This window comes from Marinobacterium alkalitolerans, from assembly GCF_017776525.1.
Taxonomy (GTDB): Bacteria; Pseudomonadota; Gammaproteobacteria; order Pseudomonadales; family Balneatricaceae; genus Marinobacterium; species Marinobacterium alkalitolerans.
Genome location: NZ_JACVEW010000027.1, coordinates 1 through 13,650, shown reverse-complemented (window position 1 = coordinate 13,650; position 13,650 = coordinate 1). Strand labels below are relative to the sequence as shown.

Genomic DNA, 13,650 nt, shown 5'->3' with positions numbered 1-13,650 from the left:
GCTACCTCCCTTTCGATTGCAGGCGGGCCTGTGCCACGGCGATTTGGCCGACACTGAGCCCGGCATCGTTACAGGGTACAAGATGGTGACTCAGGGGTGTAAGGCCCTGTCGCTCAATCCCTTCGCACAGAGCAGCGAGAAGCCAGCGGTTCTGAAAGGAACCGCCCGTTAATACCACTGTGCTGAATGCATGGCGTTGCCTCAACCGGCTGATCACCGTTAGAAGACTCTCGGCAATACCGGTATGAAAGGCGGCAGCCATTTCCTGCACGCAGCGCCCCGCAGCCATATCGTTATTGATGGCATGCCATAGAGGCGCCGTATCGAGCTGCAGGCCTTCAGGCCCGTCAGACCAGCGCATGGAATACCCTGACACCGGCTCAGCGCACTGGCGCGCCAGGTGTTCAAGCTTGATGGCCGCCTGACCTTCGTAGCTGATGCCATTCGGATAGCAGCCCAGCGCCGCTGCAACTGCATCAAACAGCCGCCCCATCGAGCTGGTCAGGGGTGCATTCACACCTTGCTGAATCATTTTGAGCAACGGCGCGACCGGCTTTCCCGCCAGTGCCTGGAACCGCTCTGTTTGCCTGGCCGGATCAATCCCGGCCTGATACAGCAGACTGACCAGAACCCGCCAGGGCTCACGAATGGCCTGAGCACCTCCCGGCAGGTGGAAAGGGGTTAGCCAGGCAAGGCGCTTAACACTGCGATAGTCTCCCAGCAGGCACTCCCCGCCCCAGAGCGTTTCATCATCGCCATAGCCGGTGCCATCCAGGCACAGGGCCAGGACCTGCGGGCCATCCAGCGGGTAATGATTGTCCACCAGACAGGCAGCCAGATGGGCATGATGGTGCTGCACCTGATACAGCGGCAGATCCTGCTGCTGCGCCTGTTGCACCGAGTGGTATGCCGGATGCCGATCAGCCACGAGCTGCTCAACCGGCTGCCGGTACAGCTGCGAAAGCCCTTGCTGCAACGCCTGATGCGCTTCCAGCGTATCCAGCTCGGCCAGATCCCCCACCTGCGGAGAGAGTGCCCAGCCACCTGACGTGCTCAGGCACAGCGTATTCTTGAGATCGCCCCCCAGCCCCAGCAGGCAACCTGCTGCCTCGAACCCTTCAGGTGACGGCAGGTGCACAGGAGCGATCCCCCGCCCGGGGCGAATCACCTGCACGCGATCCGTCACAGGGTGAATGCGTACGACCGCGTCATCGACCCGGTTATGGATCTCAAGATCGTGCAGCAGAATATAATCGGCCCCCAGCGCCAGAAGGTCGCGCGCGGCCCTGTTGTCTATGCACTGGGGGCTGCCGGACAGGTTGCCACTGGTCATCACCAGCGGGCCTGCAAACGCCTGCATCAGTAATTCATGTATCGGTGTATAGGGCAGTAAACAGCCCAGCTCATCCGTGTCCGGCGCCAGCGATGCAGGCAGCTCCGGGGCGGCACACGGTTTGCGTTCACACAACAGGATGGGGGCCTGTGAACTGCCCAGAGTGCGTTGGTGAGCCGGTGTCAGGCGGACATACTGCTCGGCTATCTCAAGGTTCGGCATCATCACGGCCAGCGGTTTGGCAGGTCGCTGTTTCAACTGCCTCAGTCGGTCGATGGACCCGGCGTTGCGAGCATCACAGCAGAGGTGAAAGCCGCCCCAGCCTTTCAGGGCCACCAGCGCGCCCGCTGCCAGCCGCTCGGACAGATGCGCAAAGATGTCCTCGGTGACAACAGGGCCCTGAGCACTTTCCAGCCAGAGCCTGGGCCCGCAATCCGGGCAACTGATCGCCTGAGCATGAAAACGCCGATTCTCGGGGGATTCATACTCGGCCCGACAGGCCGGACACATGGGAAAGGCATCAAAAGTGGTGCGTTCGCGGTCATAGGGCGTTGCCCGAACCACCGAGTAGCGAGGCCCACAATGGGTACAGCTGATAAAGGGATAACGAAAACGCCGGTCACCGGGTGTGCTCAGCTCCTGCCGGCAGTGATCGCACATTGCCAGATCCGGCGACACCCGCGTAGCGCCCCCCAGCTCGCTGGAGGATTGAATGTGGAAGCCTGGGGGCAGTACCAGCTGATCCCTGTGCTCGACGTCACACTCCTCAATCCGTGCCTGATCGGGAAGGCCGGATCGCACCCGTTCCAGCAATGTGTCCAACTGATCAGCACTGGCCCGCAGCAGAACCTCGACCCCTTCGGAGGTGTTATAGACCTCGCCGCTCAGGCCCAACTTCGAGGCTTCACGCCAGATATGTGGCCTGAACCCGACACCCTGCACATTGCCACTGTAGCGCAGACGGTATACGAACTGAGGGTGTGAAGGTGAATTCGACATCCGTGCTCCTCTCACATTTCACCTGAACTTGGGCAGGCCAGCGCCTCAGGGCCGAAGCCGGCTCACTTCAGCCACTTTTCCATGTGAATATGGGGAATGCCCGCGTCCATGAACTCCTCACCATAGGGCGTATACCCGAGCTTGCGATAGAACGGAACCGCCTGCAGCTGGGCCCCCAGATAGGCGCGTTCACAACCAGCCCCTTTTGCCTCCTCCGCCAGCGCATTCACAATACCGGCTCCCACGCCAAGGCCACGAAAGTCTTTCAATACCGCCACACGGCCGATATGCCCATCATCCAGCACCCGCCCGGTGCCAACCGGCTGATCATCCACATAGGCCAACACATGCAGAGCGCAGGTATCCAGACCATCAAATTCCAGTTCCGGTGGCACCTCCTGCTCACCGACAAAAACGGTTTCACGAATGCTTGCAATGGATGCGCGTGCCGGGCTGTGAAACGAGACTTGCTGTACGCTCAGGCGACTGCTCATGGGTATGACGACTCCCCGTGATCTGAGTAACTGTTTGATCAATACCTTAGGGTTTTGCGGTATCCAAATCCAGCACAAGGGTATTAAGGAACACTTTTTCAGCCGATGTTGTGTCATGCTGTTACCTGCCGCCTGCAGCCAGGTTGTAAGGAACAACTGAAGTGTGGCACTCCCGGTCGGTCAGGGCGAGCAGCCCGAACCATGGAACCGATTCAATAATGATAAAAAGGAGACGGCTTTGACACATCATGCAACGAACACGACACACAACAGTGTTGATATCGGGCTGGGCTATCATCATGAAATCGAGGGCCTGTTCCAGTTTGGCGAGAACGGCCCAAGGCTTGAGGACGCCATCAGCTTTGTGTTCAACCAGACGCTTGAACGCGACCTGATGTTTGGTGCCTGGGCACAGGCGTACCGCAATGGCAACGGTGAATACCGGTTGAAAATCACCAGCCCTGACAATGATGTGTCCGCCTACGCCACACTGATTCCGAACTACATTGCGGCCGGCCGGCAGGCACTGGCGAACTATTATGAAGACATCCCGGCTCCTCCGCGTCCGGCATCGCTTCGGTCGTACCGGGAGATCGCCTCGCTGGCTCGGCACACTGTCGCCGAGCCAGCGGGGTCTTTGTAACACCCCTTACAACGTTATAGAAATGTCACCGTTTGCACGTTAACCTGTTGGTGATGCCATACAGTTCATTGGCTGTTGGCAAACGGTTTTTCACGCGCCCGTGCCCCCACTTGAGGCGTGCATAACAACAAGAAACTCTGGCAGAAAGCGCTGATACTCACCATGTTTCACTACTTTGGCTTTGGCTCCAACATGAGCATGCTCTCCCTGAGAGCCAAGGGCGTTACCCCGCTGGCATCGCACCGCGCCTGCCTGACCGGCTGGCGTTTACGCTTCAACGTACAGCACTTTTTCCGCCATGAAGGCGGCGTTGGCAACATCGAATATACCGGCAACCCGGAGGACCGTGTGCTGGGTGTGTTGCACGCCTGCCCTGATGAAGCCCTTGAGCGTCTGGATGCCGCTGAAGCCTATGGGCACGGCTACGACCGCATTGAAGTGGAGGTCGAAACCACGCCGCACGCCCCGGAACAGACCAGTGAGCGCGTCACGGCGCTGACCTATGTGGGCATGCCGGAGTTTATTAATGACCGCTGCCTGCCCAGCCGCCGGTACCTGAACATCGTGCTCGATGGTGCCCGACAGACCGGGCTGGATGAGGCGTACATCGAAGCGCTGGTCAGCCACCCGGTCCATGCACCGGGTTATTACCCGCCCTTTACGCCACCGCCCGGTGAATTCCCGACCTTCGACCGGGAATCACTGGCACGCCACCCGCTGTATACCGCCCTCTACGGGCATGTGTTCGACATGTCAGAGGCACGCCCCTTGCATGAATTTCTGAAAGGATTTTTTGGCGGCAAGGATATGACGCTGTTCCACCTGAAGCGTCTGGACAGCAGCAATGTTGACGAAACCATGGATGACATTCGGAATGGACGCCTTAATCAGGCTCAGCTGCAATACCTCAACGCCTACTTGAACGAGTACGCCTCAGAGTATCGCTATGCCGGCCGCTACCACTACGATAACGATTGAGGAGCCCCTATGGATAAGGCCCACACCTCTCTCTTCCCGCCGGCACTGGCCCACGGCGCCATCGAGGAAGTCTTTAAGGACGTCTTTTTCGTCAGCGGTGCCATGGAAACCGTTCTGATGGACCTGGACTGGCAGTTCAGCCGCAACATGACCATCGTCCGTGACGGTGATCGGCTGATCCTGATCAACAGCGTTCGCCTCAGTGATCCGGCGTTGAACGCGCTTGATCAGCTCGGGACCGTTACCGACGTCATCCGACTGGGTGCCCTGCACGGCCGTGACGACGAGTTCTATGTCGACCGTTACAACGCCCAGTACTGGGTCATGCCGGGCATGGATGCCGATCCGAGCCTCAAGGCCAAGGGACTGTCGGATGACAACCTGCCCATCAGTGGTGCTTCTCTGTTCCAGTTTGAAACATCCAACCTGCCCGAGGGTGTCATCCGCCTAGATCGCGAGGGCGGTATCCTGATCGCCTGCGACGCACTGCAAAACTGGCTGCAGCCGGACGAACACTTCTGCGACGCATCCCGCGAGCGGATGGAAGGCATGGGCTTCTTCACCCCCGCCAACGTGGGGCCGGTCTGGATGCAGGCCGCCGAGCCTGAAGCGGCTGACTTCGTCCGCCTGAAGCAGATACCGTTCAAGCACGCACTTTGTGGTCATGGTGAGCCCCTGCGCGACAGTGCGCATGAAGCCTACAGCGCTACTTTTAACCGCTTGTTCAACTGCTGATTGATCGACCCTGAGAGACACCCTTGATGCAAAGTACACTGCAGCTGCCCGGTTACACCCTACTGTCGTGCCTCTGGCGCACGGCCGGGCGCGTTGTCTATCGCGCCCGACGGGTGGCTGACGGAAGCGATGTCTGCATCGAGACGCTGGATACGGAATACCCGGACCGCACGCAGGTGGCGGCACTGCAGCATGAAGCCAGTATCGCCATGCGACTTGAGGGTGTTGAGGGCGTGCGTCGCATTCACCAGCTGCTGCCCCATGGCAGCGGCAACCTGGCACTGGTGTCGGATGACTGCTCGGGCTCACTGCAGACCCGGCGGGACGATGACGCCACCTCCCCCCCTCCGGTGGTGGAAACAGTTGAGCTGGCCATCCGGCTGGTGCGCATTCTGAGCGAAGTACATGCGCAGGAAGTGGTGCACAAGGGCATTTCACCCCGCAACGTTTTGTTCGATACCAAAGGCCAGCCGGTGCTGACCGGCTTCAGCATGGCCTCGGAGCTGGGGCAGGAGCGTCAGGCACCTCAGCTCTCGGACCAGTCTATCGGTCTGCTGGCCTACATCTCCCCTGAACAGACCGGTCGCATGAACCGGAGTCTGGACTACCGCTCCGACTACTATTCGCTGGGCGTGCTGCTGTACGAACTGCTGACGGGGCAAACCCCGTTTCAGGCCAAGAGCACACTCGAGTGGGTTCACAGCCATATCAGCCGTGTCCCGGTGGAGCCGCAGGCACTCAACCCGGACGTACCCGAGGCTCTCTCCAACATCGTGATGAAGCTGCTGGCCAAATCACCGGAGGCGCGCTACCAAAGCGGTCTGGGACTGCTGCATGACCTGTCTCGCTGTGCCGTTGCCATGCGTAACGGGCACACACCCAAGGCCTTTGAACTGGGCCTACAGGACTTATTGCAGAAGTTTCTGATTCCCCAGGCCCTGTACGGACGTGACCAGGAACTGAAAGAGCTGCTGGACCTGTTTGAGCAGGTGGTGGAAGGTCAGACCCGCTTCTGCCTGGTGCACGGTTATTCCGGCGTGGGGAAGTCCGCACTGGTAAACGAGATCGACCGCTACCAGATTCGCGAGCGCGGCTTTCTGGTACAGAGCAAGTTCGACCAGTTTCAGCAAAGCGGTGCCTACTCGGCGCTGGCCGCCACATTCCGGGCACTGGTGCAGCAGGTGCTGCTGGAGCCTGAAGCCCAACTGGCCGAGTGGCGCATCCGCCTGACCGAAGCACTGGCCCCCAATGCGGCACTGGTGATCGATCTGGTGCCCGAGTTGGAACTGATCATCGGTGCCCAGCCACCTGTCACCGAGCTGCCACCGGCTGAGAGCCGTAACCGACTGCAACTGGTGCTTGCCGCCTTTTTGCGCGTGTTTGCGGGCAAAGGGCACCCGGTCGTGCTGTTTCTGGATGACCTTCAGTGGAGTGACACCCCCACTCTGGATCTTTTGCGCCGTATCGTCACATCACGGGATCAGCATCACCTGCTGCTGATCGGCGCCTTCCGCAGCAACGAGGTTGGCCCCGGCCACCCCCTGCGACTGCTGCTGGATGACCTGAACGCCCACCAGCGCATTCATGAGATACCGGTAGGGCCACTCGATCAGGGCTCCGTGGAGCAGCTGGTAGCCGATACCCTGAGGTGTGAACCGGCCGACAGCGCCGAATTGAGCGAAATGCTCTATAACCGCGCCCACGGCAACCCGTTTTTCACCAATGAGCTGTTGCGCCAGCTCCATGCGCAGGGAGCGATCACCTGTGATCCGGCCAGTGGCCGATGGCAGTGGCAACTGGACCGCTCCAGCTGGGAAGAAGCCAGCCACGACGTTGTGGCCTTCATGCTGGAGAGCCTGCGTAAACTGCCGGACGACACCCAGCAGGTACTGCGACTGGCCGCCTGTATCGGTAACAGCTTCACGCTGCAGACCCTGGCCGCCATCTATGAACACTCGCTGGCGGAAACGGCACGCGCACTGATGCCGGCACTCAAACAGTACACCCTGCTGCCTCTGCACAACGACTACCGGTTGGTGAACCAGCCGGATGACAGCCTGGCCCTGAACCCCAGCTACCGCTTCCAGCACGACCGCGTCCAACAGGCCGCCTACAACCTGATCGAACCGGATGCGCTGCCGAGCATGCACCTTTCAGTGGGTCGGCTGTTGCTTAAACATGCCGGTGGCGAGGCGGCTGACGACCAGCTCATCGATATCGTCAACCACCTGAATCAGGGGCGTACACTGATCACGGCCGAACAGGAGCGCCTGCAACTGGCCACCTTTAACCAGCGCGCCGGCCTGCGTGCCCGTCAGGCATCCGCGTACGAATCGGCACTGAACTACCTGCAGATCGCACTTGAGCTATTGCCCGGTGATGCCTGGACCGAAATGCCGCAGCAGATGAGCGAGCTGGCCACCGAGATGCAGCTCTGCCACTACCTGACCGGCCGCACCCAATACGCCGATCTCTGGCTGGAACGCATGCTGGAGCACGCCAAAACGGACCTTGAGCGAGCGGATATCCTCGCCATCCGTACCCGTCAGAACGCAACACTGGGCCGGATGCGAGAGTCCATACAAGCGGCCATTGAAGGGCTGGCCCTACTGGGCGTGGACTTCACCGACACCCCGAGCCTGGACGACATAGCCCGCGAACGTCAGCGGGTGGACCAGTATCTGGCCGGGCGCGACATTGCCGATCTGGTGGATGCCCCGATCATTGACGATCCGGCTACCCTCACCGCGATGCGCCTGCTGATGGAAATTTTTGCGGCGGCCTTCCTGTCCGGCAGCAACATGTTCAGTTATCTGGTGCTCAAGGCCGTCAATCTGGCGCTGCGCCGCGGCAACTGCCCGGAATCTGCCTTTGCCTATGCCGCTTACGGCATGCTGTTGTGCGGTGAGCTGGACGAACCCGCCACGGGCTACCAGTACGCCAAGGTGGGGCTGGCGATCAACGAACGGCTGGACGACCTGAGCCTCAGAGCGCGGGTGATCTACGTCTACGCCATGTTTGTGCACCACTGGAGCAATCACTGGGCCAGTCTCACCCCCTGGTTCCGCAAGGGCATCGAAGCGGGCTACCAATCCGGTGACCTGCTCTACCTGGCCTACAGCGCACAGGACTGCGTGATCTGGGATCCGGGCATGGATCTGGAAACCGCACGCAAGCAGCATGAAGAAAATCTGGAGATCGTCCGCGAATGCGCCTATCAGGACTCGCTGGACTCCGGCACCCTGTTCCTGCAGATGCAGCGCAACTTCCTCGGCGACACCCTGTCCGCCGACACGCTCAGCAGCGATGATTTCGATGTTCAGCAATGCCTGGACGAGATGAGCGAGCGCCAGTTCATGACCGGCATCGCCAACCATCACATCTATAACGCCGAGATCAGCCTGATGTACGGTGATTACGAACGCGCCCTCAGCTTTGTCCGCAAACAGGACAAGCTGATCAAATCCGCAATGTCGCTGCCCCAGCTGGTGCGCTTCTACATTGTGGCCAACCTCACACTGACGACACTCTACCCCGCCATGGACAAGGCCACTCAGACCGAGACACGCGAACGACTGGAGCAGGATCTGGCCCGCATGACCCGCTGGGCCGACAACTGCGAAGACAACTTCCGCCACCTGCAATGGCTGATGACAGCAGAACTCGCCCGGCTGGACGGCGATCGGGACCGCGCCCTTGCCTGCTACGACGCGGCGATCGACGCGGCCCGCAACAGCGGATTTCTGCGCGATGAAGCCACTGCGCTCGAACGTGCCGCCCGCTACCTGATTGAACAGGGCAAACAGCGCTCGGCTGAAGGCTATCTGCGCGGTGCCCACGGCGTGTACAACCGCTGGGGCGCACACCGCAAGGTGGAACAGCTCGAAACCGAGTTCCCGGTCCTCAAGCAATGGAACCAGACCCCGTCCAGTGAAACCGGCCATCTGGCCAATCTGGACCTGGCATCGGTCATGAAAGCGTCCCGTGAAATATCCGGTGAGATGGTGCTGGACCAGCTCCTGCAGAAAACCCTGACCATCCTGCTGGAAAACGCCGGCGGACAGTGGGGCTGCCTGGTGGTGCGCTCCGAGGGGCAATACAGTGTAGAAGCCTCTACCCTGCCGGATGCAGACCTGCTGCCGGACGCATTGCCGGGGCACAGCGTGCTGAAAGACACCCAGGGTGACGATATCGCCCTGCCGATGAGCCTCATCACTCAGGTATTCCAGCGCAACGAAGCGATCGTACTGCATGATGCCAGCGCGGAAGGCCCCTTCCTGCACGACCCCTACACCGTGCACATGCGCCCCCGTTCGGTGCTGTGCGTACCCATTATCCGCGAACGCTTTGAAGCGGCCGTGTACATGGAAAACAACCTGGCCGACAGCGTCTTCACCGAGGCCCGGGTGGAACTGATCCGTCTGCTGGCGGCACAGGCATCCGTGGCTATCGAAAACGCACGGCTCTACACCCAGGTACAGGACTACTCTCACCGGCTTGAAGACAAGGTCGCCGAGCGCACCGCAGAGCTGGAAACCCTGAACAAGGAACTGCAGCGCCTGGCTGACCGCGACGGCCTTACAGGCGTTGCCAACCGCCGCTCCGGCGATGCCTACCTGCAGGACACCTGGCTGCGCCTGCGCCGCGAAGGAAAGCCCCTCTCGGTCATCATGCTGGACGTGGACCACTTCAAGGGCTTCAACGACCACTATGGCCACCAGCTCGGGGACGACTGCCTGATACAGGTCGCCCAGGCGCTGGAAGCACAACTGCAGCGCTCAACCGATCTGGTAGTGCGCTACGGGGGTGAGGAATTCATGCTGATTCTGCCCAACACCGACACCGACGGCGCACTGCAGGTAGCCGAAAACGTGCGACTGGGCGTGCAGGCACTGGGCGTTGCCCATGAACAGTCATCCACCGCAGAAGAAGTCACCGTCAGCGTGGGCTGCGCCACCTGCATACCCGACGACCATGGCACCACCGAACAGCTCGTCTACGCAGCCGACCAGGCGCTATACAAGGCCAAACAGAGTGGCCGGAACCGGGTGAAAGCGGCGGCTTGAGTGAGCTTCTTGCTGCCTAAGCTATTCAGTAGTCACCAAAAAGTAACTAATTGCCTGCCAGCCAAGATCGTTGCATCGTCTAATTTTTCCTGAGCAATTATAAGAAAAAGGAACTGGCATGGCCTTGGAAAATTTACGCGCCCTAACATTTGACACGGGCGGAACCGTTCTCGACTGGCACAACGGCTTCAAGTCAGCCTTTCAACAGGCAGGCAAGCGTCATGGTATTGAACGGGACTGGGGCATGATCACGAACGAACTTCGCCGGCGATCCATGCAGTTGATGCTGAATTTGGGGGAGTTTGCAAAACCCGACTACCGCTTTGATGATGCCCATCGCAAAGTACTGGATGAGCTGATTGATGAGTTCGAACTGCAGACATTCGATGAACAGGATCGTCACCTGATTGCTTATGAAACCCCGCATCACTTTAACTGCTGGCCAGACTTTCCTGACGCTCAAGCCAAGCTCAGACAGAAGTTCATCGTGGCCTCTTTCACCATACTCAGCTATCGCCTTATTATCGATACCGCTCGTCACAACGGTTTGAACTGGGACGCGGTGTTTTCCTGTGAAGGTATCGGCAAATACAAGCTGCTACCCGAGTCCTATCAGGCTGTCACCGAGTACCTCCAGTTGTCGCCAGAGGAGTGCTGCATGGTGGCCTGCCATGAATATGATCTGATTGCCGCACAGAAAGCCGGTTACCGGACTGCGTTAGTTCGCAGAAAGGATGAATGGGGACCGGGTTCCACTCAGACAGAGCTTACTTTCTCTCCGGATATCCTGGTTGACAGCTTTGATGAGCTGGTTGTGGCGTTGGGGGTGAAATAATGGATCATTCAAACTCGGCGCTGGCCCGTTATCTTCCTTCCCCTCTCCCCGTAATTCACCCGGTGCCCGAGGTTGAAGCCGAGGATGAACTGCTTGAGGTTTATCAGGACACAAAAAAGATATTGCGTGCACCCTGGATGGGCGTCGTCACCATGGCATTTGCGCATTACCCGCATTTTTATCAAACGCTTTGGCAAGGGCTGAGACCCGCCTTGGACTCTGTTGCATTTCAACGGGCATGTGTTGATTTACGACATCACATTGAACACTGTGTCACACAGTTGCCTGTATCGCGCCTCACTTCCAGGCTGTCAGATCTGGGCTATGCAGAGGCTGAAATTGACGCAATTCGGGACACCATCGAAACCTTTTCCGCCGGAAACATGCCCTACCTGCTGCTTGCAACTCAGGCTCGGCTGTTACTCGAAGGCCATGCCTTGAGCAACAAAACCAGCATCGAACGCCTCCCGAGCAACTCATCAGAGACCAACAGGTCCGCCTTATCTCTCATGGAACCGCACCACTGCTTGCCGGATACATTGGAGCTCTATGACAGGATCAAAAAGCAACTTGGGCTGCCATTTGTGAACACGGACTACAGGGCTCTGGCACGCTGGCCCAGCTATTTTCTGGAGGCTTGGGATGACTTGTCCAAGCATCTTGCGACACCCCCGTATTCTCGTATCGTTGAAGGTATTCACCAGGCAGCCACTGATCTGGCGCTGGAATTACCCAACCCTAATCACCTGACACCTTCAACCCTGCAACAGGCTGCAGCCAAGGATGCCAACCTGCAGGAGGTATTGAGCGTTGTGCAGCTGTTCCAATACCTGTTACCCGGCCTGACTGCCAACGTTGCTGTCTTTCGTACCCAGCTCACTTAGAGCCGGGTACGCGCCCTTTTTCATTACCCTCGTTTGGGCAGATCATCAGCAATATCAATGATGCGGCGATCGTAGAAAAAATGCGACGTGGAGGCGAAGCCCTCAGGCAAGGTATCGTTGTTGCAACGACGGAACAGCAACTGGGAGACCAGTTTCCAGCCCATGGCATTGGTGTTGTAGATCACATCACCACAATGCTTGCAGAAAACCCGCTTCATTCGCTTGGTCGGGTGCTGAAACTCGATCACTTCGCTTTGCCCCCGGGTAATTTCAACATTACCGTCCTCCCAGGCCAGCACCGAATGATAGGGCACTTGGAGCAGTTCGCGGCAATCCTCGCAATGGCAGTACCCATGCACTTTTGGCCCCCCTGTCATCGAGACCTCAACCGCCTGACAATCACATTGCACTCTATACGTCGTACTCATCATTTTTCCTGTATTAACGTTCAGCAGGATGGGTCCACCTCAAAGGTCCCATTCAGGCAACTGCCATCTACTTAGAAATTTTCATCGATATGCTGTTTAAAGCGCTCAAAATCTTTTTCCACTTCTGCATTTTTCATGACATCAAAGCAGGCAAAAGTAGGCAGCGACTCCATGGCAAAGAAGCGGAAATTCATGTGCATCGGGAAGAACAGGTCATCAGCGCTCTTGCCCTGAAACAGGTATTCGCTCTCGTCATCAAATGATTCGGCCGGCGCATTGAAGGTGAGAGACAGCATGTATTTCTTGCCTTGTAAGGTCCCGCCAGCGCCATAGTTTTCCTTGGGAGCATCCTGATGGCGGCCATCGCCATTACACAGGGCACCGCCCATACCAGCGGTGTAGACTTCGTCCATGTACTTCTTGAATGTCCAAGGCGGCATCATCCAGTTGACCGGTGACTGCAACAGGATGATGTCAGCCCACTGGTGGTTTTCCAGTTCTTGCTGAACGTCCCAGCCTTCATCGATCGTAACAATGCGTGTGTTGTGTCCTTTTCCCGTAATCAGCTCATCGGCCAGTTGCGTCAGAGACTTGTTCAGCCGACCTTCGGCAAACGGGTAATGGTGGTGCGCATTGATAATAAGAACATTACTCATGGTGCAATCTCCGCTGTAAGACATTGGTAACTTTTCGATACCTGGTTTATTATGGTTACCAACAAAGCAGGATCAATTAGTTAACTTTTGGTAACCTACTCGGCAACCGGAGATATATCTTGGAAAGTACAGTAGAAACAGATAGTTATGGTCGCAAAAAAGTTGTTAATCCCTGTATGGAGCCCTGCGCCATCGAAAAGGGCATGCGCCTGATCGGAGGTAAGTGGACCGGCTCAATCATTTACCACCTCAAAGATGGTCCGGTCAGATTCAACGACTTGAACCGGATGCTCGGTGGAGCAAGCAAGAAGATGATTGATCAGCGGCTTAAGGAGCTTGAGAGTAAGGGAATGGTTATTCGAAAAGTGTTGAGTGAACGTCCCCTTGCGGTCACCTATGAGCTGACTGAATTTGGCCGCAGTGCTTTGGAGTTTCTTGAACAGCTTCGTGTCTGGTCCGAAAAGCAGGGGCTCTAAGGCTTGCGTGAAATTGGGGTCAGAGTGACATTACTCATGAATATTATGTGTTGTGACGGTATTCACCTGACAGTCGACCGCTAATACGACGAGTGGTCACAGTGCCTCCTGTGGGCTATAGAA

The 13,650-nt window shown here is 58.1% G+C and carries 11 protein-coding genes; 7 read left to right on the top strand and 4 right to left on the bottom strand.

Features of this window, described 5'->3' with window-relative positions; translation table 11 throughout:
• Position 1: 1 nt before the first annotated feature.
• Both hypF and H9C73_RS14185 read right to left on the bottom strand, forming a co-directional pair.
• Positions 2 to 2,332, bottom strand: a complete 2,331-nt coding sequence (gene hypF / locus H9C73_RS14190) for a carbamoyltransferase HypF (protein ID WP_209288561.1) — start codon at positions 2,330 to 2,332, stop codon at positions 2 to 4.
• Between the two features lie 62 nt (positions 2,333 to 2,394).
• Positions 2,395 to 2,826 (bottom strand): GNAT family N-acetyltransferase, encoded by a 432-nt coding sequence (locus tag H9C73_RS14185; RefSeq protein ID WP_209288560.1) that lies wholly within the window; start codon positions 2,824 to 2,826, stop codon positions 2,395 to 2,397.
• Between the two features lie 238 nt (positions 2,827 to 3,064).
• Here H9C73_RS14185 and H9C73_RS14180 point away from each other — a divergent pair, with 238 nt between their 5' ends.
• The 6 genes from H9C73_RS14180 to H9C73_RS14155 all read left to right on the top strand — a co-directional run bounded on the left by H9C73_RS14180 (position 3,065) and on the right by H9C73_RS14155 (position 11,967).
• Entirely contained in the window at positions 3,065 to 3,469 is a 405-nt protein-coding gene (locus tag H9C73_RS14180; RefSeq protein WP_209288559.1) for a hypothetical protein, read from the top strand.
• Positions 3,470 to 3,631: 162 nt separating this feature from the next.
• The gene (locus H9C73_RS14175; RefSeq protein ID WP_209288558.1) at positions 3,632 to 4,447 is read left to right on the top strand and encodes a gamma-glutamylcyclotransferase family protein; all 816 of its coding nucleotides are present in this window, start codon (positions 3,632 to 3,634) and stop codon (positions 4,445 to 4,447) included.
• A gap of 9 nt (positions 4,448 to 4,456) precedes the next feature.
• A complete protein-coding gene (locus H9C73_RS14170; RefSeq protein WP_209288557.1) occupies positions 4,457 to 5,182 on the top strand; it encodes a hypothetical protein in 726 nt (241 codons plus the stop codon).
• Positions 5,183 to 5,208: 26 nt separating this feature from the next.
• Positions 5,209 to 10,248, top strand: a complete 5,040-nt coding sequence (locus H9C73_RS14165; protein WP_209288556.1) for a diguanylate cyclase — start codon at positions 5,209 to 5,211, stop codon at positions 10,246 to 10,248.
• A 118-nt stretch (positions 10,249 to 10,366) separates the two neighbouring features.
• Complete coding sequence (locus tag H9C73_RS14160; RefSeq protein ID WP_209288555.1) at positions 10,367 to 11,083, top strand: HAD-IA family hydrolase; 717 nt, start codon at positions 10,367 to 10,369, stop codon at positions 11,081 to 11,083.
• Positions 11,083 to 11,967: a halocarboxylic acid dehydrogenase DehI family protein gene (locus H9C73_RS14155; RefSeq protein WP_209288554.1), complete on the top strand. Its 885-nt coding sequence runs from the start codon at positions 11,083 to 11,085 to the stop codon at positions 11,965 to 11,967. The genes H9C73_RS14160 and H9C73_RS14155 overlap by 1 nt, the downstream gene beginning before the upstream one ends.
• Positions 11,968 to 11,990: 23 nt before the next feature.
• Here the strand turns inward: H9C73_RS14155 and H9C73_RS14150 are convergent, their stop codons facing one another.
• Positions 11,991 to 12,395: a GFA family protein gene (locus tag H9C73_RS14150; RefSeq protein WP_209288553.1), complete on the bottom strand. Its 405-nt coding sequence runs from the start codon at positions 12,393 to 12,395 to the stop codon at positions 11,991 to 11,993.
• 71 nt (positions 12,396 to 12,466) lie between these two features.
• On the bottom strand, positions 12,467 to 13,051 hold the full coding sequence (locus H9C73_RS14145) for an NAD(P)H-dependent oxidoreductase (protein ID WP_209288552.1): 585 nt from the start codon (positions 13,049 to 13,051) through the stop codon (positions 12,467 to 12,469).
• Between the two features lie 119 nt (positions 13,052 to 13,170).
• Between H9C73_RS14145 and H9C73_RS14140 the strand changes: the two genes are divergently transcribed.
• A complete protein-coding gene (locus tag H9C73_RS14140; RefSeq protein ID WP_209288551.1) occupies positions 13,171 to 13,527 on the top strand; it encodes a winged helix-turn-helix transcriptional regulator in 357 nt (118 codons plus the stop codon).
• The last annotated feature ends 123 nt before the right edge of the window (positions 13,528 to 13,650 follow it).